This is a genomic window from Pseudomonas abietaniphila (assembly GCF_039697315.1).
GTDB lineage: Bacteria > Pseudomonadota > Gammaproteobacteria > Pseudomonadales > Pseudomonadaceae > Aquipseudomonas > Aquipseudomonas abietaniphila_B.
Window position 1 is genome coordinate 4,940,143 of sequence record NZ_CP155619.1, and the last position, 21,923, is coordinate 4,962,065.

Here is a 21,923-nt window from a genome sequence, read left to right on the forward strand (position 1 = left end):
TCGCAGCGTATCAATCACGGTGAATCTTTTTGGGTGTGAGCCTGGTCAGGATTGACTGCACGCCCGACAATACCTCGCCGCTAGTCCGTCGGCCCATGGCCGTCAGTCAACCTTAAATGCTCCCTGTGCAGGACAGCGTTATGTAACGCAGTCCGCACGGGGTTCGGACATACGCTCCTTTGCCATTCTTGCCCCTGCCAGCTGCTGTTGGCAGGGGCGTTATTGTGCAAAAGGAACTCTCATGTCCTCGACATCTTCTCCCTATTTCCACGCAGTTTCACTCAAGCAGCGTTTCACCGACGCGCTTGGCTCAGCGGTGCTTGAGCAGCGGCTTTCGGCCGAAGAGCAGCAGTGGCTGCAGCGCGTGACTCGCCACAGTGAAAACGAGGCTGCAGACCCTGTGCGAGTCGACCGTCTGACGCTTGATTCGAGCAGGGTGACGCCATTCGAACTGGCGGCGGCTTTGCTGGTGAGCCATGCAGATGGCAACCAGCAGCAGGTTTACCTGTACACGCTGGCCCACGGTATCGAACGCTTCGAACATCGCATCGACCTGTTGGCCGCGCTGCAGCGTTACTTCGCCGATGCGAATGCGACCGCCAATTTCGAGTACGAAAAAGTCGATGACGATCCGTTTCAGGTGCAGATGCTGCAAATCGTCGATTATCAGGCCGACCGCGTTGGAAGACTGACTGAGGCGCTGGCGCAAACCCCCTCACTTTTCACGGCACTGGTCAGTTCGCTCAAACGCCAGCTTTCCGACACCCTGCCTCAGATGAGCGTCGATGCCGAGAAACAGCTCCTTCAGGTCGTAGAACGGGGCTCGGCGAGCAACCCGGACATCGTGCTGATGACGCAAACGCTGGCGCAGGCGGCTTACGAAGATGGCAGCGGCAGGGCGTTGCTGCCCGGCGTGGAGCGACGTTTTCTCGCGCCTGACGGGCAACTGCTCGGTGCGGAAGATGCGCAGTCGATGGCTCAGGCGTTGAGCAATGCGGTGCGGCAGGTTGCCGATCACTATGGCGTCCTGCTCAAGGCGTTCTGGGAGGAAAGGCTGATGCATCAGCGAACGCGCCGGGATCTGGCGATTGAATGCTTTGGCGCCAGTGTGCGCGATACGTTGTATCGCCAACTCCACCAGAACGATCTTTCAGAGCAGGCTTGCCAAGCGCTGCAGGTCTTATTGCAGTCGGCCCATTGCGCGTTAGCCGCCGACGGTGATGTACGTCTGGAGCGATTGTCGATCGTCGGGAATGACGGTAGGTCGTATTTGCTGGCGGGAACGTTCGTGGTTCGGCTCGGCGTTGAGTCCGATGCGCCCTTGCTGTGGTTTTCGCCTCAGCACCGATTGCTGCCGTTCGACAGTCTGGCAGCGCTGCAGACCTTTGCCAGAACGCCCGAAGGATGCGAGTGGTTGCGTCGGGCGCTGGCCCTTGAAGATCAGCACATTGTGCTTGAGCCCGACACGTGGCAGCTCGGTCTGCACGCCATCGATACGGCGCTGTTCGCGGAGCGGGTCGACTCCATCATTGCCGTGCAAGCGCGAAATCTGGTGTATGGGTTGAGGGTGGTCATCAACTCCGAGAGCTTCTCGGCGATGATCGATGACGCCCTCGACGTTCGTCTGCTGTTGGACCCCCGGCAGCTGCAATTCAGCGCGCGACGCTGGCGGGTGGATGCCCTGATCGATTTTGCTTCGGTCTGGGAGAGCAGCGTGTCGGATGACCTGGTCCAGGTTCAGGCACCCAGGTCCCGCAGCGAGCCTGCTCCGTCGTGGGTTGAGCAAACTCAGTTGTTTGAGGACAGGGCCAACCAGCTGCGATACGTGGGGGACGGTCTTCGTCACTACTGCGCGGATGTGCTGCAGCAATATTTGTGTGTCATGAACACGACTGACGTGGACGCTGGACTTATCCGGGTCATTTGGCAGGCACCGGCTTCAGTGGGGGTTCTGGATTCCCCGGTCAATACCGAAGGCGAGGCGGCACCTGTCAGTGTGCTTCCGACACGTGTGTCCAGAGACCTGGTGTCGCTCCTCATCGAGCGAGTCAGTGGTCATTGGAGCGGCCCGGTGGTGGCCGATGCGCACATCGTGCAACGTCTGTCATCCGAGTCGGACGAGACGACGCTCAATGACCTCAATGTTGCCTTGATCAACCATGTACTGGACTGCGCGGCCATTGATTTCATCGAACTGTACCCGCGTTTCGTCAAGCGGTGCCGGGAAGAGGTATGGCGTAACGGGGATGAGAAGTGGAGGCCCGAAACGGTCGCGCTCTATTTGCGTGAAGACATCTTGCGCCTGGATCTGACGGTCAAACGGCGCACCAACGACTTCAAGAGCGATGAGTTGAACATGGCCCAGCAACTGCTGGATCGACCGGTACGCAGTTTGAGGACCGGCCTCCCCGGACCGGTCACTGAAGCGTTTCTGGTGTCGGTGCTGTACGGCAACAATCGCGCGGCCCCGTTGAGCGACATGCTGGCGGTGTGGCAACCGCAGGCCGAAAACGGTGGGGGGATGCTCTGGTACGGGGTGAAAGGCTGGTGCAGCTTTTCGTCGATCAAGCAGATGCAGGATCATCTGCGCAGCCGGTTCTACGGCATACACCGTGAACAAATGCTGGCGCTGACTGGCGCGCATGACCGGGCGCTGCTGCAAAAACACTTTGAGAAAACCGCTGACGGCGCGGTGACGATCCGGCTCGACCGGGTCGACGGTCATGCGCTCAAGGCACTTCAGGCCCGCGCGCTTGACCGCCAGCAGCAAACGCTCAAGCAGGTCACTGCCAGGGCCCTTCGCAGCGGTCTGGAGGCTGATCTGTTTGCCCGCATGATCGAAGAGTCTAACTGCGATACCTATCTGAGCCGCGCGCTGGACACCCTGTCATTGCGAATCGACAGTGCGTTGATGCAAGCGCTGCTGCCGGACTGGCTGTTGGAGGCGTCTCCCGCGGACCAGATGTTGTACGCCGACAGGCTCCACCGGTTCGATCAGCAAATCAGCGATCAGCCGGATTTTCTGTTCGACATTCCCTCGTTGCAAAGCTATTCCCGTGGACGACTGCTCGAGCAATTGAGCAAGGACTTCAAGGATCAGGACTGGGACCCGGACCACATTCTGGTGACGCTGCGCCACTATGTACCGGGATTGCCAGAGGCGGGGCAGACACCCTCGGGCGTTTCGGCCTCGACCATCGTCAACACCGAGTCGTTGACCGAGTACGCACTGAACCGTTTCGTCACCATTCAGGACGCCGCGCTCAGCGTCAGCTCGACAGACCAGCCAAAGGCGGCCGAGTTACTGACGCCGGATTACTTGCGCGGGTTGATCGACACGCTCGATGTGGGCGGTGGCTACATGACGCTGCTGGAAAATGCGCTGAGCCCGAAAAGCCCCGACTACGCGCTGCGTCACCAGTACTTTTTCGATCAACTCCCGCCAATGATGGCGATACGGGCATTGGAGGAAAAGCTTCAGGGCAACCTCAGCGATCAAGCCTACCACTACATTCTGGCCGTGATCCTGATGCCGGACGGGATTGCGAGGGAGCCGGTAGACGGAACGCCTGTCATCATCAGTCCATTGCAACTGGTGGCTGACCCGGGCATGACGCCTGACGGCGTGCCAGGCGTCTACCTGATCTGTGCACGTGGGGCAGCCAGCGGACCGGTGATCCTTCACACCGTTTACAACTCGGACTTCAGTATCAAGGAGTACGCCAGTCTGGACGCGCTGCTCGACGACATTCGCAGTGATGAGGCGCTGCAGAAGCTGTTGCTCGCGCGCCTTGATCTGGTCACTCGCCGACGCTACGACCAGGGCGGTTTTATCGAGCCTCACTTGCCTTTCAATGTGGACGGAATGGGGGAAGTGCCCTTTGAAGCACCTGGCCCGGTGACGTTGGCGCTGGCTGAGCAGAAGGGCAACGCGCTGGAATTCATGTTTGGCAATTCACTGCGGGTGCTGCTGGACATCGGACGGGCGAACACCGTAACGAACGCCGAGGCCAACGAAGCGTCAATCCGGTTTCTGCTGACCTTGGGTATTGAGCAGATCATGAGCTTGCTGCCGGGTAAGCTCGGGGCCTTGGTCGGTCTCTGGCAGAGTGAAACGCTGCTGCGCGCTTCGGCCGCCTCAGCCAAAGGCAAGCGCTGGGGCGAGGCGCTTTCCGAGTTTTCTGCGGCCTTGGGGGTCATGGCCACCGCCCGGGAGCAGGCCAATGACGATCTGGTCGGCGGGGAGGAACCGACCCAGGAGGTGATTGCTTCGCTGGAAGATGAGACCACGACGTTCTCCTGGTCCGACCCACGATTGACCCCGGAACAGTGGGTGCGATTGGGCGCGCTGGAAGTCAAGGATGTGGCACTGAACGAACTTCAGCACGATGAGCTGTTGAGCCTGTACATGGGTGCCGGCGGCACGCGCTTTTATGCGTCGGTGAGGGGGCGGGTCTATCAGGTCGCGCGAACAAGTGACGACACCCGTTGGATGATCATCGGTGCCGATGGGGCGCCAGGTCCCATGCTGGAACTCGATGCCAATCAGCGCTGGCAGTTCGATTTGAAAATGGGCCTGAAAGGCGGAGGGCTGATCACGCGAATGCGCTCGGCACTCATAGACTTTGATGTGGACGAGATCATGGTGGTCAAGGCAACCGGTATGACGGAAATCCGTGCACGTTACCGGGATAAGGCCCTGCAGATTGCCGAAGCGCAGTTGTACAGCAAACGGTACCTGGAGAACTGTCTGGATAACCTTCATATCCATCAGCGAGGCAAACCGCTGGACCCTCGGGTCAACAAGATTCTGGCGGATTTCTATGGGGTCGTAACCCCTGACCAGCGCTTGCTGGACGAAACCGAGCGCATGATCAAGATGCTCTATGACGGTCTGATGGACGCTTCCATGTCGACGCATTCTTCGTCCCGGTACGTCATCGGCAACAACCGATCCGCTTCGGACACGACAGCCGGATTCGTGTTCAAGCGTGACCCTAAGAAGCGCATGTTTCTGACCGAACGTTTTTTCAACGTCTTGCCTTTTTCGCTGAGTGCGCGGGCGCAGGTCGAGGGCTTCGAAATGGTGCCGCATTTTCAGTCGGCGACGCTGATTCACGAGTTTTCCCATCTGGTCGCGGACACCCATGACATTGCGTACCTGGAAACGTCGGCGCCTTACCCGGACCTCTTGCTGGAAGACAACGCGAATAACGTGCGGCTCAAGGCGGACCTGGCACTGTTGCAAACCCAGGGTATGTCGCATCTGACGCAGAAGGCGATTCTGTTCCTGGTTGAAAAAGACGGCCAGTGGCGAGATATCAGTCGGGACGATGGCAGCGGCTTCGATGCGATATTGCGAATCACCGGCACTCGAAACCTGGACGCCGCGCGGGAGGTGTTTTTGACCGACGCGGTCAAGCGCAGTCAGCTGTTGCTGAGCAATGCCGACTCGGTGACTTTGCTGGTGTTGCTGCTCGGTCGTCATAACTTCGTGGTGCCGACCCCGTGAAGCCGTCGGCACCGTGCGAAGGTATTACAGCGAGTAGTGCCGCAGCTCGCGGGCGATCAGCAAGCGCTGGATTTCACTGGAGCCCTCGTAGATCTGCGTAATGCGCGCGTCCCGGTAGTATTTTTCCACCGGGTAGTCTTCGAGGTAGCCGTAGCCGCCGTGGATCTGTACCGCTTTGGAGCAGACCCACTCGGCCATTTCCGATGCAAACAGCTTGGCCTGTGAGGCCTCCGACAGACACGGCTTGCCCGCCGTACGCAGGCGTGCGGCGTGCAGGACCAGCAGGCGAGAAGCATTGATGCGGGTGTGCATGTCGGCCAGCAGATTGGAAACGCTCTGATGCTCGATGATCGGTTTGTCGAACTGCACCCGCTCACGCGCATACACCAGGGCTGCCTCGAAGGCGGCGCGCGCGATGCCCAAGGCTTGTGCGGCGATGCCGATGCGGCCGCCTTCCAGGTTGGACAGGGCAATCGACAGGCCTTTGCCACGCTCGCCCAGCAGGCTGGACGCCGGAATGCGACAGTCGCTCAAGGTCACCGCGCAGGTGTCCGAAGCGCGAATGCCCATCTTGTGTTCCATGCGGTCGACGCGATAACCCGGGTTATCCGTCGGCACCAGAAACGCCGAAATACCTTTCTTGCCCATTTCCGGATCGGTCACCGCGAAGACGATGGCCAAGTGAGCGCGCTTGCCGTTGCTGACGAACTGCTTGGCGCCATTGAGCACCCATTCACCGTCCTTGAGCTCGGCGCGGGTGCGAAGGTTATGGGCTTCGGAACCGGCCTGCGGTTCGGTCAGGCAGAAACAGCCGATGGCTTTGCCGCTGGCGAGTTTTTCCAGCCATTGCTGCTTCTGTTCGTCGCTGCCGTAATTGAGCACAGGTCCGCAACCCACCGAACTGTGCACGCTCATCAGCGTGCCGGTCGCCGCATCACCGGCAGAGATCTCTTCCACCGCCAGGGCGTAGGCCACGTAGTCGATGTAGGTGCCGCCCCATTGCTCCGGGACGACCATCCCCAGCAGTCCCAGTTCGCCGAGCTTGTCGACCAGGCTGTCATCGATCCAGCCGGCCACTTCCCACGCGTGGGCGTGGGGCGCGATTTCGTTGCGCGCGAATTCACGCGCCATGTCGCGGATCATGATCTGTTCTTCGGTCAGTTCAAGGTCTTGCATAGGTCACGCCTCATGACCGCTGAAGAAGCTCGCCACGTGTTCGGCATCCAGGGCCTGCACGGTGGGCGGGTTCCATTGCGGCTTCTTGTCTTTGTCTACGATCAGGGCGCGGACGCCTTCGATCAGGTCGCCCCGTTCGAACCACTGCCGGTCAAGGTGCAACTCCATTTCGAAGCAGCTTTCCAGCGGCAGGTGCCGACCCCGGCGCAGCATGTCCAGTGTCACGGCCATCGCCAGGGGTGAACGGGTTTTCATCAGGTTGGCCGTGTCGACCGCCCAGCTGTGGGTGTCGATGACGGTCACTTCCAACAGTTGCTCGATGATGCTCGGGATGTCCGGCAGGGCAAAGAAATGATCGATGGCCGGGCGCAGTTTTTCCAGCGGCGGATCCGGCAGTCGCTGCACGGCGATTCTCGCCAGCACGCCTTGCAGGTCCTTGAGCGGGGTCAGGGTCCACTTCAGGTTGTCGAGCTGGCGGTCCAGATCATTCACCCGTGCGCTTTGCAGGTACCAGTCAGCCAGGCCGCAGTACAGCGCATCGGCGGCCTGGATCTGCACGCCGGTGACGCCCAGGTAGATGCCCAGCTCTCCGGGCACGCGCGGCAGAAAATAACTGCCGCCGACATCCGGGAAGTAACCGATCGCCACTTCCGGCATCGCCAGCCGGCTACGCTCGGTGACCACGCGCAGGTCCACGCCTTGCGCGAGGCCCATCCCTCCACCCAGGACGAAGCCATCCATCAGCGCCATGACAGGTTTACGGTAGTGATGGAGGGTAAGGTCCAGTGCGTACTCTTCGGCGAAGAATGCCTGGTGTTGGGTCTCGCCGTTCTTGAAGCTGTCGTAGAGTGCGCGGATGTCGCCGCCCGCGCAGAAGGCCTTGTCGCCGGCCCCGCGCAACACCACCGCATAGACCCTGTCGTCGGTGGCCCATTCGTCCAGCTGGCGCTGCAGCTGGCGGACCATGTCCAGATCGATGGCATTCAGCCCTTGCGGGCGATTGAGGGTGATGTGACCAATGTGATTGCGTACGTCGGACAGAACGGTGTCGCAGGCCGGTTCCTGACCCGAAGACTTGGCCGATACTACCTGTGCCGTCATTGCTGACTCCCTGTGGCTTTTTATTCTTGCTCGTTCAGGCGGCCATTCGAGCCGCATTCCATGAGTTTCAGCAGGGATGCTAACAGCGCAATTTTGCAAATGACAATGAAGAATCGTGCAGGGTGGGTGTGCAAGTTTGCATGGGGGAACGGTTGTTCACCGGATTATCCCGGCCCGGCGTCCCACCACAAAGGCGTTGCTTGTCGATGCTCAGCGCAGGACGTTGGTCGCCAGAATCGTGGAGAAACTTTCCAGCGCGGCAGTGTGGCGCTGGGCTTTGGCCAGCAGCACGGCGCCTTGCACGGAGGCGATGATGAACAAGGCGACTTGTCGGCTGTTGAAGTCCCTGGGCAGGGCGCCTGCCTGGATGGCCTCGTCCAGACAACCGCAGATGATGTCGGTGAGCCAGTCATAGATTTCCACCAGACGGGCGCGGATCGGCTCACTGTGTTCGGTGCTTTCGGCGGTGAAATTGCCGAACAGACAGCCTTTGTGCATGGCGCATTCAAGGGCGCCTTTGTGGAAGTCGACGTAGGCCTGCACGCGCGCGATGGGCGACAGCGACGTATTGCGTAATGTCTGCCCGACCATCTGTCGGGTGCTGTCGAAATAGAGGTCGATGATCTCCAGGCCGAAGGCTTCCTTGGACACGAAATGATTGGTGAACGAGCCCTGAGGCACCCCGGCCGCCTGCACGATGTCGCGCACACTGGCGCCCGCGAAGCCGCGCTCGTGAACAACCTTCAATCCTTCGGTGAGTATTTTTTCACGGTGCGATGGTTTAGCCATGGAGGGTCAAGCTGCCTGTACATGTCCGGTCGGTTGTGAAGCGGGTGGGCGTTATCAGGTCGGCGCCGCTGGCGTCGATAAGCGCCCTGAGCACCGGTTGCGGTGCGCCGGCTGGCACACCGCAATGGCTTCACGCTTGCAGGCTGAACAATGCCATCTCTGGTGCATCGCTGATCCAGACCTGACTGACCGACCACCCGGCACGCCCCGCCAGTTCGGTAAAGGACGCCACGGTGAACTTGTGCGAGTTCTCCGTGTGCAGCCGTTCCCCGGCAGCAAAGTGAAAACTGTGGCCCGCCACTTTCACCACCTGTTCGAGCTGACTCACCAGATGCATTTCCATGCGCTCCCCTTCGGCATTCCAGACCGCCAGATGATCGAATGCCTCGACGTTGAAGTTGGCATTCAGCTCGCGGTTGATGCGCGTCAACAGGTTCTTGTTGAAGCGTGCGGTCACGCCCTCGGCATCGTCATAGGCCGCCACCAGCGTGTCGGCGTCTTTGACCATGTCCACGCCCACGATGAAATGAGCGTTCTTGCCCAGTACCTCGTGGGCCGCATGAAGGAAGTCCACCGCCTCTTCGTGGGTGAAGTTACCGATGGTCGAACCCGGAAAGAAACCGACGCGGGTGTGGCCATCAGCTTCTTTGGGCAAGGTCAGCACACGGGTGAAGTCGTCGACCTGCGGTGCAACCACCAGCGCCGGGTACTTCTTGCGCAATGACTGCGCCGCCTTGTTCAACGCGGTGGCGCTGATGTCGATCGGCACGTAAACGGCAATGTGCGGCGCGGCGTCCAGCACCAGCCGGGTTTTCTCGCTGGCACCGCTGCCGAATTCCACCAGCGCGGCGCCATCGGGGATCGACGCTGCGATCTGCTCTGCAATCCCTTTCAGCAAGCCGGTTTCGGCGCGTGTGGGGTAATACTCGGCGGTTTCGCAGATGGCCTCGAACAGGTCCGACCCTGCTGCATCGTAGAAATATTTTGGCGAAAGCGTTTTGGCCGGTGCCGATAAGCCTGTCACGACATCGCGGGCGAACTCGCTGTCGTTGGGATTGACCACACCCGGTTGGCGACTGTCACGGGCCAGGCGCACCCCGGCGACCATCCAGCGTTTTTCGGTCTGGAAGAAATTGCGATAGGTCAGCCGACAGTGATTGGGCGAGGTCACGCTGGCGCCACCGCGCAGCACCATCTGGTTAACCATGAATTTGCCGTTGTACTCACCCACGGCACCGGCCGAGGGCTTGAAGCCGGGATAAGCGCTGTAGGCACTCTGCGTCCATTGCCAGGCGACATCATCGACCTGTTCCAGTAAACCGGCCCGGGCGGCGGCTTCCCATTCGGCCTCTGTCGGCAGGCGCGCGTCGGCCCACGTGGCGAACGCGGCGGCTTCGTAATAACTGATGTGCGTCACGGGACCGGCCGGGTCGATGGGCTCCAGTCCGCGGAGGCTCATGCGTTTCCAGCCGTTCTCGTCGTGTTGCCAATACAGCGGCGCGTTCCAGCCGTTTTCCTGAACCATCGTCCAGCCTTCGGACAACCACAGTGCGGCGGTGTGATACCCACCGTCGGCGATGAAGCTCAGCCATTCGCCGTTAGTGACCAGCCGATCGCTGATTTCGAAAGATTGCAGGTACGTGGTATGGCGCGGGCCTTCATGATCGAACGCAAAGCCGTTACCGTCGTGGCCGATTTGGGTCAAACCGGCACTCAGCGGTTTGAACTGGCCACGACGTCCGCCAGCATCTTTGGGCCAGGTATGGTCATAGGCCGGCTTGAGCGACGACAGGCTGAACAGGTGCAGGATGTCCATCAGCAGCAGTTCCTGATGCTGCTCCTCGTGGGCCAGGCCCAGTTCGACCAGGCTCTTGACCTCATCGGACAAGGTGCTCATCAGCAGCGCCGACATGTGTTCATCGACGTATTTGCGATAGGCCATGACCTGGTCGACACCGGGGCGAGTCATCAAACCCCGTTGCGGGCGAGGATGACGGGGGCCGACGGCTTCGTAATAGGAGTTGAAGAGGTAACCGAAGGTCGGGTCGAACGGCGTGTAGTCCGGGACGTTGGGCGCCAGCAGGAAGGTTTCGAAAAACCAGGTGATGTGCGCCATGTGCCACTTCGCGGGGCTGGCGTCGGGCATCGACTGAACCACCATGTCCTCGGCACTGAGCGGGGCAACCAATTGTTCAGTGCGACGACGAACGCCTTGATAGCGCTTGCACAGAGGATACGTGGCGGGTGTGTCGCGAAGCTGGCGTGAATGGCGCGTCATCGGGTGTTCTCCGGATCTTGCCGGCGCCCGGGTGGCTGAGTCGGTGCAGCCAGGCGGTACGGCGTTCCTGCGTTCTTCTCATGAGAGGGCCGCAACGGAGTTCGTTGCGGCCCGTACGTCGTGTGGCAAAAACGATGGAGCGATGCAGCGGGACTTCGGCCGACGTGGACTCATTGAACGTCGAAGGTCACCTTGTCCGGGTAAAACGCGACATGGCCTTCGATTTCCTTCACCGAGGGATATGGCTCCTCGTAAGTCCAGACGGCATTTTCAGCGGCTTGGCCGTTGGCTTTCAGGCTGAAGTAGCTGGCATCACCCTTATAGGGGCAATGGGTTCGATGTTCGGTTCTTTCGTAATGTTCAATCGAAATATCCGAGCGGGGCACATAAATGACTGGCGGATAGCTGGCTTCCTTCAGTTGAAGCGCCTTATCGCTTTGCGCGACCTGGACACCCTTGAACTGAACCGTGACACGGCCCTTGAGTGGGGAAATGGTGATGGGGTGATCGGGACCTGGAATTTTCATGGCGATAATCCTGTGGTGAATTCTGTTAAGCAGAAGAAACCGACCCGCTACCCGTCGGGCAGTTGGCACCGATAAGGAAAAGCAGTGTAGTTGGAAGGAATATGGATGACCGTATTTTTTTGCTGTCTCCCTGTGAATTGCACTCGAAGGCTTGAACCTGAGGCGTCGCTGGCAGTCAGCAAGTAATCGCACCAATATGCTAGGCGGCGGTGCATTACCGTTTAACAGTACCGTTTCAGCTCATGACTCAGTGGGGACATGCATGAATGATCTATCCAGTTTGCTTGCGGCGCTTGATCGAGCGCAGGCCGGGCGACAGGAAACAGTGATCGCCACGGTGGTCAAGGTCGAGGGCTCGGCCTATCGGCGACCCGGTGCGCGGATGGTCGTTGCGCAGCTGGGCGAAGCCACGGGCACCGTCAGTGGCGGGTGCCTGGAAAGTGACGTGAGCAAAAAGGCCTGGTGGTTGACGGCCAGCGGCAAACCGTCAATTCGCACGTACAGCACAGGCGAGGACGACGATGAACTGGAAGAAGCCGAGCTGAGTTTTGGCCTGGGCTGCAACGGCACGGTGCACATCCTTTTCGAGCGTGTGCTGCCAGAGGCCGAAAGCCTGGTGGTTGACGTATTGCGCGAGGTCAAGGCCAGCGGTCACGGCGCGGCGCTGGCGACAGTCATTGGTTCGCACAATGAACGGCAGGTCGCTGTGGGTGAACGTGTCGCATTGTCTCCGTCGAGCGGGTTACGCACGCAGGTGCATGAACGCTGGCTGGCGCAGGCGATCGCTGAAGATTTGCGCGCGGTCCTTGATGCCCGTCGCTCTGCCACTCGCACGTACGAAGGGGCGGGCGGGGAAATCGAAGTGCTGCTGGAATACATTCCGGCGCCGCGCAGGTTGGTGGTGTTTGGGGCCGGCCATGATGCTTCTCCGCTGGTGAGCATGGCGCGCTTGCAGGGCTGGCACATCACGGTGATCGATGCGCGCCCGCATTTCGCCCGTGCTCAGCGCTTTCCCGAAGCGGACCGGGTGTTGGCGGCGCCGCTAGAACCCTTGCCCGATGTCGCCGCGATGGTGGCGGATGCTGCTGTTGTGGTGATGACCCACAGCCTCACGCAGGATCGTCACTGGCTTGGGCAGGTTTTGAACTGCGCACCGCGCTACATCGGGCAACTGGGGCCGCGCAGCCGTACCGAGCGTTTGCTCGATGAGATGCCTGCTCAGCTGCGCGGAGGCCAGGCGTTTTCCGTCCTGCATTTCCCGGTCGGCCTGGACCTGGGAGGCGATACGCCGGACAGCGTGGCGTTGTCGATCCTGTCGGAGATCAACGCCGTGTTCAACGGCCGCGCCGGCGCCATGCTCAAGCACCGCGAGGCGAGCATTCATGCGGTGGACGTGAAGCTTGAGCAGGAGCCGGGGTTGCGGATGATCGGGTGAGCTGGGCTGCAGCCCCCTCGCACGTCACCCGCCGATCTGTCTGAGCGGTGCTGAGCGATAAAGAGTGTGTGGGAGAGAGTTTGCTCACGGACGTTGAGTTTGCATCGTCAAGACAGGCGGATGTACCCGCCTCTTCGTCAGCAAGCTGACTCCCACAGGTCCTGCACCGGCACTGGACGTGCTCATCGCTGACCGTCGGGCCTTCACTGTTGTGAGACTCTCCAGCCGCTGCATATCCGTTGGCAACTTCTAAACTCCCTTTAACGAATCCTCATTCACTCGACAAATAATGCCGAATCGTTATCACGCACGAGCGGCCTGTGAGTAATATCGTTCTGATCACGGTCTCAGGACAGCATCCATCAGGTCTGCTCGATGAACGACAAGTACACGCCTCATAATTGGGCTCCCCATGAGCGGCCGACCATTCCGGGTTCGCCCTCCACGCCGCTGCACTCGACGCCCAAACGGCTGGCGTACGCGATGGTTGGTGTGATCGTCGCGCTGACTGGCGGGTTGGGTAACGCGCTGGTGGTTGCCAACCTGCAATATCTGCAAGGCTCGCTCGGGGCCACGCAGGCGGAGATCGCCTGGCTGCCGGCGGCGTACGTCATGACCAACGTCTCCATCAACCTGTTGTTGGTGAAGTTTCGCCAGCAATTCGGATTGCGTGCATTCACTGAAGGTTTTCTGGTGCTGTACGCGCTGGTGACCTTTGCGCATCTGTTCGTCAATGACATCAACTCGGCCATCGCGGTGCGCGCCGCCCATGGCATGGTCGGCGCGGCGCTCAGTTCGTTGGGGCTGTATTACATGATCCAGGCCTTCCCGCAGAAGTGGCGAATGAAGGCGCTGGTGCTGGGGCTGGGAACTGCACAGTTGGCGACGCCACTGGCACGGCTTGTCTCCGAAGACTTGCTTCAGATTGCCGAGTGGCGGGGGCTGTATCTGTTCGAATTGGGCATGTGCCTGTTGTCACTGGGCTGTGTACTGATCCTGAAACTGCCCCCGGGCGACCGCTTCAAGGCGTTCGAAAAACTCGACTTCCTGACCTTTGCATTGTTGGCCTCAGGCTTTGCCGCCCTGTGCGCAGCCTTGTCGCTGGGCCGTATCGAGTGGTGGCTGGAGGAACCCTGGATCGGCGTTGCACTGGCGTTTTCCATCGCGACGATCTGTGCAGGGCTGGCAATCGAACACAACCGCACGCGACCTTTGTTGATCACCCGCTGGCTGGGCAGTGGGCGGATGCTGAGGTTTGCCTTGAGTGTGCTGTTGACCCGCATTGTTCTGTCCGAGCAGGCGACGGGTGCCGTGGGCTTTTTGCAGGGACTGAACCAGGGCACGGAGCAGCTGCACACGCTGTATTTCTTCATGCTGCTGGGCAGCGTCGCGGGGCTGTTGGTCAGCGCCATGACCATCGACCCACAGCATCTGTTCAAGCCGCTGATCATTTCGCTGGCATTGATGGCCATCGGTTCCGGCATGGACAGCTTCTCCACCAGCCTGACCCGTGGACCGCAAATGTACTTCAGCCAGTTTTTGCTGGCGTTTGGCGGTACGTTTTTTCTGGGGCCGACGCTGGTGCTGGGCATCAGCGGCGTGATCAGCAACCCGCGAAACATGGTGAGTTTCTCGGTGATGTTCGGGATCACCCAGAACGTCGGCAGCCTGATCGGGTCGGCCTTGCTGGGGACGTTTCAGGTCTGGCGCGAGAAGTTTCACTCGGCCCATCTCGTCGAGAACGTGACCCTGCTCAACCCTCAGGTCCAGTCACGATTGCAGAGCTCGAGCGGGTCTCTGCTCTCGGCGATTGCCGACCCGTCTTCCCGTAACAGCCAGGGCATACGCACCTTGGCGACGGCTGCGACCCGTGAGGCCAATACGCTGGCCTACAACGACGTATTTATGCTGATTGCAGTGATCGCGGTCTTGACGATGATCTGGATCACCAGCCGTGCGACCTGGCTGTGGATCACCACAGAACCGGTGGCGCCGTTCACCCCGTCGGCCGCTGCACCTTCCTCCGTTCCCTCTTCTGGCGCGCACTCTTCATGACAGAACCTGGCAAACCTTCTGACAAACCTTCAGGGGACGCATCCGTGAACCCCGCACCACAATCGGCGCCCACCGCAGCTCCGGCGCCAGCGCCAGCGGTGATGCCCGCCACCACACAACCGCGCTCGGCACGCATTCGTCTGGTGTCATCGATCCTGTTTGGCGGCGTCGCGCTGGCGGGCGTGTTGATCGTGCTGTATGCCTGGCAGCTGCCGCCGTTCAGCAGCCCCATCGAGAGCACGGAAAATGCTCAGGTGAGAGGGCAGACCACGATCATTTCGCCGCAACTGAGCGGCTACGTCTATGAAGTGCCCGTGCAGGATTTCCAGTGGGTGAAAGAGGGTGATCTGCTGGTGCGCATCGACGACCGGATTTATCAACAGCATCTGGATCAGGGGCTGGCGCAACTGGGGATTCAGAAGGCCGCGCTGGAGAACAACCTGCAGCAACGGCGCAGTGCCGAAGCCACCATCGTGCAGCGTCAGGCGAGCGTGGCGAACGCCGAGGCACAGAGTCAGAAAGCCGCAGCGGACCTGCGCCGCAGCAACGCGCTGGTGACCGATGGCTCGGTGTCGAAAAGCGAACTGGACGTGACCCGCGCGGCGGATGCTCAGGCGCGTGCGGCCTTGGCCGAAGCCAAGGCGTCACTTGAAATCGCTCGGCAAGACCTGCAAACCGTTATCGTCAATCGGGGCTCGCTGGAGGCGTCGGTCAAAAACGCCGAAGCGGCCATCGAGCTGGCGCGCATCGACCTGACCAACACCCGTATCACCGCGCCGCGTGACGGTCAGCTGGGGCAGATCGGGACGCGCCTGGGCGCCTATGTGAACTCGGGTGCGCAGTTGATGGGGCTGGTGCCGCGTCCGCGCTGGATCATCGCGAACATGAAGGAAACCCAGATGGCCAATGTGCGCCTGGGTCAGCCGGTGTCGTTCACCGTGGATGCCCTGGAAAACCGCAAGATGCGCGGGCGTGTACAGCGGATCTCGCCGGCGGCGGGGTCAGAGTTCAGTCTGCTGCCTGCTGACAACGCCACGGGCAACTTTGTGAAGATTGCGCAGCGGATCCCGGTGCGGATCACGGTGGACGGCGACCAGGACGATCTGGCGCGTTTGCGTCCGGGCATGTCGGTGGTGGTCAGTATCGACACCAGTCAGGATGGGCCGATTCCGCCGGATCCGGTGGATGGGTCGGTTGAGCAGCAACGTTAACCGTAGGCGAGTTGTGTGCCGATCAGTGTTTGATCGTTCCCACGCTCCGCGTGGTAACGCAGGGACTGACGCTCTGCGTCAGCGTGGACGCGGAGCGTCCTGACAGGCATTCCCACGCAGAGCGTTGGAACGATCCTGGGTATCGGCTTCTGCCGTGAGGCGGATCCAGACGATCAGCGCCCCCACATGGTGGAGTACCAAGCGCCCCTCGCGCCGACCGTAAGCCAACCCAGCACACCCATTTGTATCGCACTGTATCCACACCCCCCTGCGACACGTAGCGATTCCAATGGCCGCTTTGCCGACACATCCGCGATACCTCCAGACCGTTCAATAGGCCCCATCGAGGAACAACGCCTCGGCCCACTTGAACAATCAGCCATCGCTCTGGAGATCGCCATGAACTGGAAAAATCTTTCAATCGCCACCCTGTTTGCCGCCCTCAGCCTGGGCGCTCTGTCCGCTCAGGCGCAGGACGCCGTGAAGTCCGAAACCTACACATACGGCACCCACCTGGACATCAAGAAAGTGCTCTCGTCCAAAGAAGGCACCACACCCGCCTGCAGTGTGGTGACCTCGCAACTGACCTACCTCGACTCGACGGATCAAGTCCATGTCCTCGACTACCAAGATCTGTCCGGCGGCTGCCACGACAACTGAGTCATCGCCTCAAGACTCCGGTTTCCAAGGGGCGACATTCATGGTCGCTCCTTTTCTGATTGCAGGTAACGCGTATGTTGCTCATCGCTTTTCTGGGCGGGATCGTCACGGTGCTCAGCCCGTGCATCCTTCCTGTCGTGCCGTTTCTGTTCGCACGTGCCGACCGCTCGGCGTCCTCCGTGTTGCTGACGCTGCTCGGGCTGATGCTGACCTTTGCGTTGGTCTCCAGTCTGGCGGTGGTGAGCAGTGACTGGGTGGTGACGGCCAACGGCATCGGCCGCCATGTCGCGCTGGTGGTGTTGGTGTTGTTTGCGCTTTCCCTGCTGTCGGCGAAGGTCGGGAGCTGGTTGACGTGGCCGTTGGTGACCCTGGGCAACCGGCTTGATCCGGCTACGCGGCGGCTGTCAGGCCCCTCGGCTTCGCTGCTGATCGGCGTGGCGACCGGGCTGTTGTGGGCACCGTGTGCCGGACCGATTCTGGGGATCATCCTGACCGGTGCGATGTTGCAAGGGCCGAGCGCGCACACCAGCCTGTTGCTGCTGGCGTACGGGCTGGGCAGCGCGGTATCGCTGGGCACGCTGATATTTGCCGGACGCGGTGTGCTCGCCCGAATGAAACTGTCGTTGCCCGTTACGGCGTGGCTAAGGCGCGGCGCCGGTTGCGCAGCGTTGCTGGTGGCCGTCGTGATCGCCAGCGGTAACCAGAATCAGCTGCTGGCGGGAACGTCCTCAGAAGGAGCGGCGGCGATTGAGCAACGTCTGCTGACCGGCGTGCCTGCGGTCATTGATTACCTGGTGGACAGCGTGAAGGCCGCCACGGCGCCTGACGTCAGTAGCAAAGGGGAAATGCCATCGCTGTCCGGCGCGGTGGAGTGGTTGAACTCGCCTGCACTGAGCAAGGAGTCATTGAAGGGCAAAGTGGTGCTGGTGGATTTCTGGACCTTCGACTGCATCAATTGCCAGCACAGCATTCCCTACGTGAACCAGTGGGCGAAGAAATACGAGAAGGACGGTCTGGTGGTGATTGGCGTGCACACCCCCGAGTACCCCTACGAGCGGGTCATCGATAACGTGCGCAAGAACGTCGAGAAGCTGGGCCTGAACTACCCGATCGCAATCGACAACAACTACGCCATCTGGCGCGCGTTCGACAATCAATACTGGCCCGCGCATTACATCATCGATGCGCAAGGCCAGATTCGATACACCCACTTCGGCGAGGGCGGCTACGACACCCAGGAACAGGTGATCCAGCAGTTGCTCAACGAAGCCAAGGCCAAGGGCTAGTGCCGACCGGTGTTACACCATGCGCCGCACGGTATTGTCCTTGCGTACGAAGTGATGCCAGACCGCCGCGACCACGTGCAGCCCGATGACGTAGTAGAAGATGGTGCCCAGCAACACATGGAAGTGTTCCAGGGTTTCAGCCGTGTCCTTGGAGATATCGAAGGGCGCGGGAATGGTCAGGGAGGTCAAAGGGACGGGCAGCGCACCGCGTTCCAGCAGGACGGTGAACAACCCCAACAGCGGTTGCGCGAAGAGAAACGCATACAGCGCATAGTGCGACAACGTAGCGGCCAGCCGCAGGATGCCTTCCAGCGGCGGAGTAATCCCCGGCGGCGTATGACGATGACGCTCCGCCACGCGGAAAAACGCCATGATCAGCACCACGATCCCCACCCAAAAATGCGATTGCACCACAAAGGTTCGCAGGTCGGTCCCCTTGGCGAACTGACTGCGGCTGAGGATCAAGGCATACGCCAGCACAATCAGGGCGGCCATCACCCAGTGGAACCAGCGAGCTCGGTAGCTGTAGCGTTCGGTATTCAATGGTGTCGTCACGGTCAGGTCCCTCGATTTTTGATGTTCTCACCTGATTTAAACAGGTCCGCATTGAGAACACGATGCAGGCCACAGGTTTCAGCAGGCCTCCACATCACGTCCTCAATGCGCGTGCCGATCGCATGTTGCAAAACCCGGCAGGCTTGGCCTGGGGCATGAATGCCCCGTACATTCGCCATACTTCACAGCGGCGATTGAATGAATGTTCAATCAAAAGACTTTCGAGCACGCGCGCAACCTTATAACAACTGAGTCAATTGGCCAGTATTAAATGTGTGAGTGTCATCAATGCGTTCAAGGGTCAGTTGTACGATGTACTACCGATATATTCCGGAATGTCTCTTATTTATCCCCATATGAAGTTATTCAAATGAGGGGGTGAAACCAATTTGAACAGGTTTGCCTATCGCGTCATACTTAGTGCTGTTCTTATACTTATTCGTGATTAAGAAACCATCAAAACGAGTTTGACAGGTAATCCGCTTGGATCCATCTTTACCCCGGAAGGTTCAGAGCTTCTGACGATCAGTCTGCTCAGACTGGCATTTTGCCCAGCTTCGCTGGGGCCCTCTTCATCATTAATGGACACCTGCACACAGGACTATTCTCATGGAAGTCCCCGGATTCGCTCGCCTGTTAAAACAGAACACTGTGGATTCCGAAGTATGGTGGGATTCATCACCGACGATCTATAGCGCCTTTAAAGATCGAATGATTATGAAATACCCGAGCATGTTTAACCTGATTGAGAGTTGGCTTCCCGATAACTTTTCAGCCAGTCAATCAGGTCTCAGCGGGGCAACTACCAATCCTCGACTGGTTGCGCGGGCTGTGCTGGAAGACCCTCGGCCGTGGCAGGATTTTACCGACAGTCTTCCCCCGCAAATGGCGGAGTCCGAAAAAGCGCGACAGCTCTACGACCAGGTGATCGTGCAAGGGGCGGGGCAATTTCGCGCGTTATGGAACGCTACGCAGCAACGTCAGGGCTGGTTGTCGGCACAGATTGAAGGCGGCGAACGGATGCACGAACGCATGCTCGTCACACGCGGGCTGCAACTGGCCAGCCTGGCCCCCAATGTGATGATCAAGGTGCCGGGTAGCGAGCAGGGGTATCGGGCGATCGAACAACTGGTCGCTCAGGGGTGTTCGATCAATAACACCTTCTGCTTCACCGTTTCGCAGTTCGCGGCGTGCCTCAAGGCCATCCACAGTGGTCGCCTGCGCGCACGGGTGACAGGTGTGAACACCGATCGCGCCCGTTACGTCATCACGTTCATGATCGGGCGCCTGGGTGCCGAACACGAGTTTGAACGTCAAGCCGCGCAGCGCCGGCTGTGCCTGACTGCCGCGGACCGGCGCTGGGCGGAACTGGCTGTCTACCAGGCGATTCAGGCGTTGCTGCGCCGTTGGCAGACACCGGCGCGGCTGTTGCTCTGCAGCCTGAAAGTCGACACCGATGTGCGCGGGCGTGAGCATTGCTGGCACCTGCAGCGCACGGGCGCAGACACGACCTTGTACACCCTGACGCCGGACATCCTTGAGTTTCTCATCCGACGCCAGCAGCGCAATCAGCCGGTGACGCCCGCCACCGAATGGGTGCAAGTACCACGGCGCGTCCTGAGCCGGTTGATGGCGATTCCTTACTTCAACCAGGCGTATTTCGAAGGTGAGCAGGCGCCGTCCCGGTTCGCCCAGCATCCGGCTTTCATCACCGCCAGCCACGACGCCCGGGAAGGTCAAGAGCGCCTGCTGGCATTTGTAAAAGGCGCCAGCAACGGGGCCTTGTTTCCCGCCATGAGGCCCCTGAGCGATCTGGCCACGGGTGATCTGGCGATGGGGCGTGTGTCATGAATCGCATGATCGCGCTGTGGGCCCATCCGCGTTCGCGCTCCACTGTGCTGGAGCGTGTGTTCATCGAAAGGGGGGATTTCGAAGTCTTCCACGAACCTTTTGCGCACATGGCTTTCAATGAGCAGTCGGCCATTCCCCATGACGATCTGGACTGTGGCCTGCCGCGGACCTACGAGGGGATCAAGTCTTTATTGCGCAGCACGCGTGAGCGGCGCCACGTATTTCATAAGGACATGTGCTACCACTGCCTGGATGAACTGAAGGCAGACGCTGATTTCCTGCTTGAACAACAGCATGTGTTCATCATTCGCGAGCCAGGTCGGGCCATCGTTTCGCACTTCGCGATGTTCGCTCAGATGCCCTTGCACGCCATCGGCCACAAAGCCCTTTACGAAGTGTTCTGTCGGGTCACCAAACTCACCGGCAAGATTCCGTACGTGATCAATGGCGACGATCTGGCGAACCAGCCGGAAGAAACCCTGCGCAGGCTCTGCGATCACTTGCAGCTGGACTTCCTTCCCGAGGCGCTTCGTTGGGAGCCGTCCTGCCCGCCACAGTGGCAGGCCTGGCGCAGCTGGCACAAAGACGCCGAGCGCAGCACGCACATCGTCGCGTCGACATCGGATTTCGACGCGCGACAGCTCACTGCCCACCCGCATCTGGTGGGTTACTACAACACGCACCGGCCGTTCTACGAACGCATGAATCAATTCACTCAGCAGGGACGCTCATGAAAAAAATCGTCATCACTGGCGCTGCCAACGGCATTGGCCGAGCGACCGCCATTGCCTGTGTGGAAGCAGGTTATTACGTCATTGCCGCCGACAAGGACAAACAAGGTTTGCGTGACCTCCAGAGTGTCCTGCCATCCCATCGGATGGAGGCGCATTTTGCCGATTTCTCCAGGCACGACACCTATCAGTCTTTTATCAGTGAGCTTTACCAGCGCGACGATCGCCTCGCCCTGCAAGGACTGGTGAACAACGCGGGTCTGTACCACGGCAAAAGCGTTTACGAATACAGCGACGAGGAAATGGAAGAAATGTGGGCCGTGAACCTCAAATCGTTGATCTACCTGTCAAGGGACTTCGCCCGTCACGAGCTGCAGGCGCCGCATGCCCGCAGCATCGTCAACATCACATCCGTGGCCGGTGAGGTCGGCAGCATGGATGCGCTCTATGGCGCCACCAAGGCCGGCGTCATTGGCCTGACCAAGGCCAACGCCTGGAATTTCGCGCCGCGCATACGCGTCAATGCCGTCTCGCCAGCATTGATCCGAAATACCTCGATCCATGGCCGAATCCCTGAACACAGGCGCGAAGAATACGAGCGGCAGGAAGTGCTCAAAGAACCGATTCAACCGGAAGGGGTCGCCGATGTGATCCTGTTTCTGCTGTCCGAGCAGAGCCGTCACCTGACCGGAAAAGTCATACCCGTAGACAACGGTGCCTACCCGCGCTGATGCGCAATCTGGACACTCAGGGAGA

The 21,923-nt window shown here is 60.1% G+C and carries 15 protein-coding genes; 9 read left to right on the forward strand and 6 right to left on the reverse strand.

Going from position 1 to position 21,923, the window contains the following annotated elements; translation table 11 throughout:
- Positions 1-241: 241 nt before the first annotated feature.
- Positions 242-5,512: a dermonecrotic toxin domain-containing protein gene (locus ABDX87_RS21795; RefSeq protein WP_346829726.1), complete on the forward strand. Its 5,271-nt coding sequence runs from the start codon at positions 242-244 to the stop codon at positions 5,510-5,512.
- A 24-nt stretch (positions 5,513-5,536) separates the two neighbouring features.
- Here the strand turns inward: ABDX87_RS21795 and ABDX87_RS21800 are convergent, their stop codons facing one another.
- From ABDX87_RS21800 to ABDX87_RS21820, 5 genes are all read right to left on the reverse strand, one after another.
- Complete coding sequence (locus ABDX87_RS21800) at positions 5,537-6,688, reverse strand: acyl-CoA dehydrogenase family protein (RefSeq protein ID WP_346829727.1); 1,152 nt, start codon at positions 6,686-6,688, stop codon at positions 5,537-5,539.
- A 3-nt stretch (positions 6,689-6,691) separates the two neighbouring features.
- Entirely contained in the window at positions 6,692-7,789 is a 1,098-nt protein-coding gene (locus ABDX87_RS21805; RefSeq protein ID WP_346829728.1) for an enoyl-CoA hydratase/isomerase family protein, read from the reverse strand.
- 210 nt (positions 7,790-7,999) lie between these two features.
- Positions 8,000-8,578: a TetR/AcrR family transcriptional regulator gene (locus ABDX87_RS21810; protein WP_346829729.1), complete on the reverse strand. Its 579-nt coding sequence runs from the start codon at positions 8,576-8,578 to the stop codon at positions 8,000-8,002.
- 130 nt (positions 8,579-8,708) lie between these two features.
- The gene (gene egtB, locus ABDX87_RS21815) at positions 8,709-10,856 is read right to left on the reverse strand and encodes an ergothioneine biosynthesis protein EgtB (protein WP_346829730.1); all 2,148 of its coding nucleotides are present in this window, start codon (positions 10,854-10,856) and stop codon (positions 8,709-8,711) included.
- A 170-nt stretch (positions 10,857-11,026) separates the two neighbouring features.
- Positions 11,027-11,383: a DUF427 domain-containing protein gene (locus tag ABDX87_RS21820; protein ID WP_346829731.1), complete on the reverse strand. Its 357-nt coding sequence runs from the start codon at positions 11,381-11,383 to the stop codon at positions 11,027-11,029.
- Positions 11,384-11,645: 262 nt separating this feature from the next.
- Between ABDX87_RS21820 and ABDX87_RS21825 the strand changes: the two genes are divergently transcribed.
- The 5 genes from ABDX87_RS21825 to ABDX87_RS21845 all read left to right on the forward strand — a co-directional run bounded on the left by ABDX87_RS21825 (position 11,646) and on the right by ABDX87_RS21845 (position 18,030).
- Positions 11,646-12,818 carry an XdhC family protein gene (locus tag ABDX87_RS21825; RefSeq protein ID WP_346829732.1) on the forward strand — a complete coding sequence of 391 codons (1,173 nt, stop codon included), beginning with the start codon at positions 11,646-11,648 and terminating at the stop codon, positions 12,816-12,818.
- Between the two features lie 375 nt (positions 12,819-13,193).
- Complete coding sequence (locus ABDX87_RS21830; protein WP_346829733.1) at positions 13,194-14,873, forward strand: MFS transporter; 1,680 nt, start codon at positions 13,194-13,196, stop codon at positions 14,871-14,873.
- Positions 14,874-14,974: 101 nt separating this feature from the next.
- Entirely contained in the window at positions 14,975-16,084 is a 1,110-nt protein-coding gene (locus ABDX87_RS21835; protein WP_346833586.1) for an HlyD family secretion protein, read from the forward strand.
- A 399-nt stretch (positions 16,085-16,483) separates the two neighbouring features.
- Positions 16,484-16,744 (forward strand): DUF2790 domain-containing protein, encoded by a 261-nt coding sequence (locus tag ABDX87_RS21840; protein ID WP_346829734.1) that lies wholly within the window; start codon positions 16,484-16,486, stop codon positions 16,742-16,744.
- A 74-nt stretch (positions 16,745-16,818) separates the two neighbouring features.
- A complete protein-coding gene (locus tag ABDX87_RS21845) occupies positions 16,819-18,030 on the forward strand; it encodes a cytochrome c biogenesis protein DipZ (RefSeq protein ID WP_346829735.1) in 1,212 nt (403 codons plus the stop codon).
- 12 nt (positions 18,031-18,042) lie between these two features.
- Here the strand turns inward: ABDX87_RS21845 and ABDX87_RS21850 are convergent, their stop codons facing one another.
- A complete protein-coding gene (locus ABDX87_RS21850; RefSeq protein WP_431061265.1) occupies positions 18,043-18,525 on the reverse strand; it encodes a cytochrome b in 483 nt (160 codons plus the stop codon).
- Between the two features lie 792 nt (positions 18,526-19,317).
- On the opposite strand from ABDX87_RS21850, the gene ABDX87_RS21855 reads away from it, so the two are divergent.
- The 3 genes from ABDX87_RS21855 to ABDX87_RS21865 are packed head-to-tail and all read left to right on the forward strand — an operon-like array spanning position 19,318 to position 21,898.
- Positions 19,318-20,436 (forward strand): transaldolase family protein, encoded by a 1,119-nt coding sequence (locus ABDX87_RS21855; protein WP_346829737.1) that lies wholly within the window; start codon positions 19,318-19,320, stop codon positions 20,434-20,436.
- On the forward strand, positions 20,433-21,170 hold the full coding sequence (locus tag ABDX87_RS21860; RefSeq protein ID WP_346829738.1) for a sulfotransferase family protein: 738 nt from the start codon (positions 20,433-20,435) through the stop codon (positions 21,168-21,170). The genes ABDX87_RS21855 and ABDX87_RS21860 overlap by 4 nt, the downstream gene beginning before the upstream one ends.
- Entirely contained in the window at positions 21,167-21,898 is a 732-nt protein-coding gene (locus ABDX87_RS21865; RefSeq protein ID WP_346829739.1) for an SDR family NAD(P)-dependent oxidoreductase, read from the forward strand. Before ABDX87_RS21860 ends, ABDX87_RS21865 begins: the two co-directional genes overlap by 4 nt.
- The last annotated feature ends 25 nt before the right edge of the window (positions 21,899-21,923 follow it).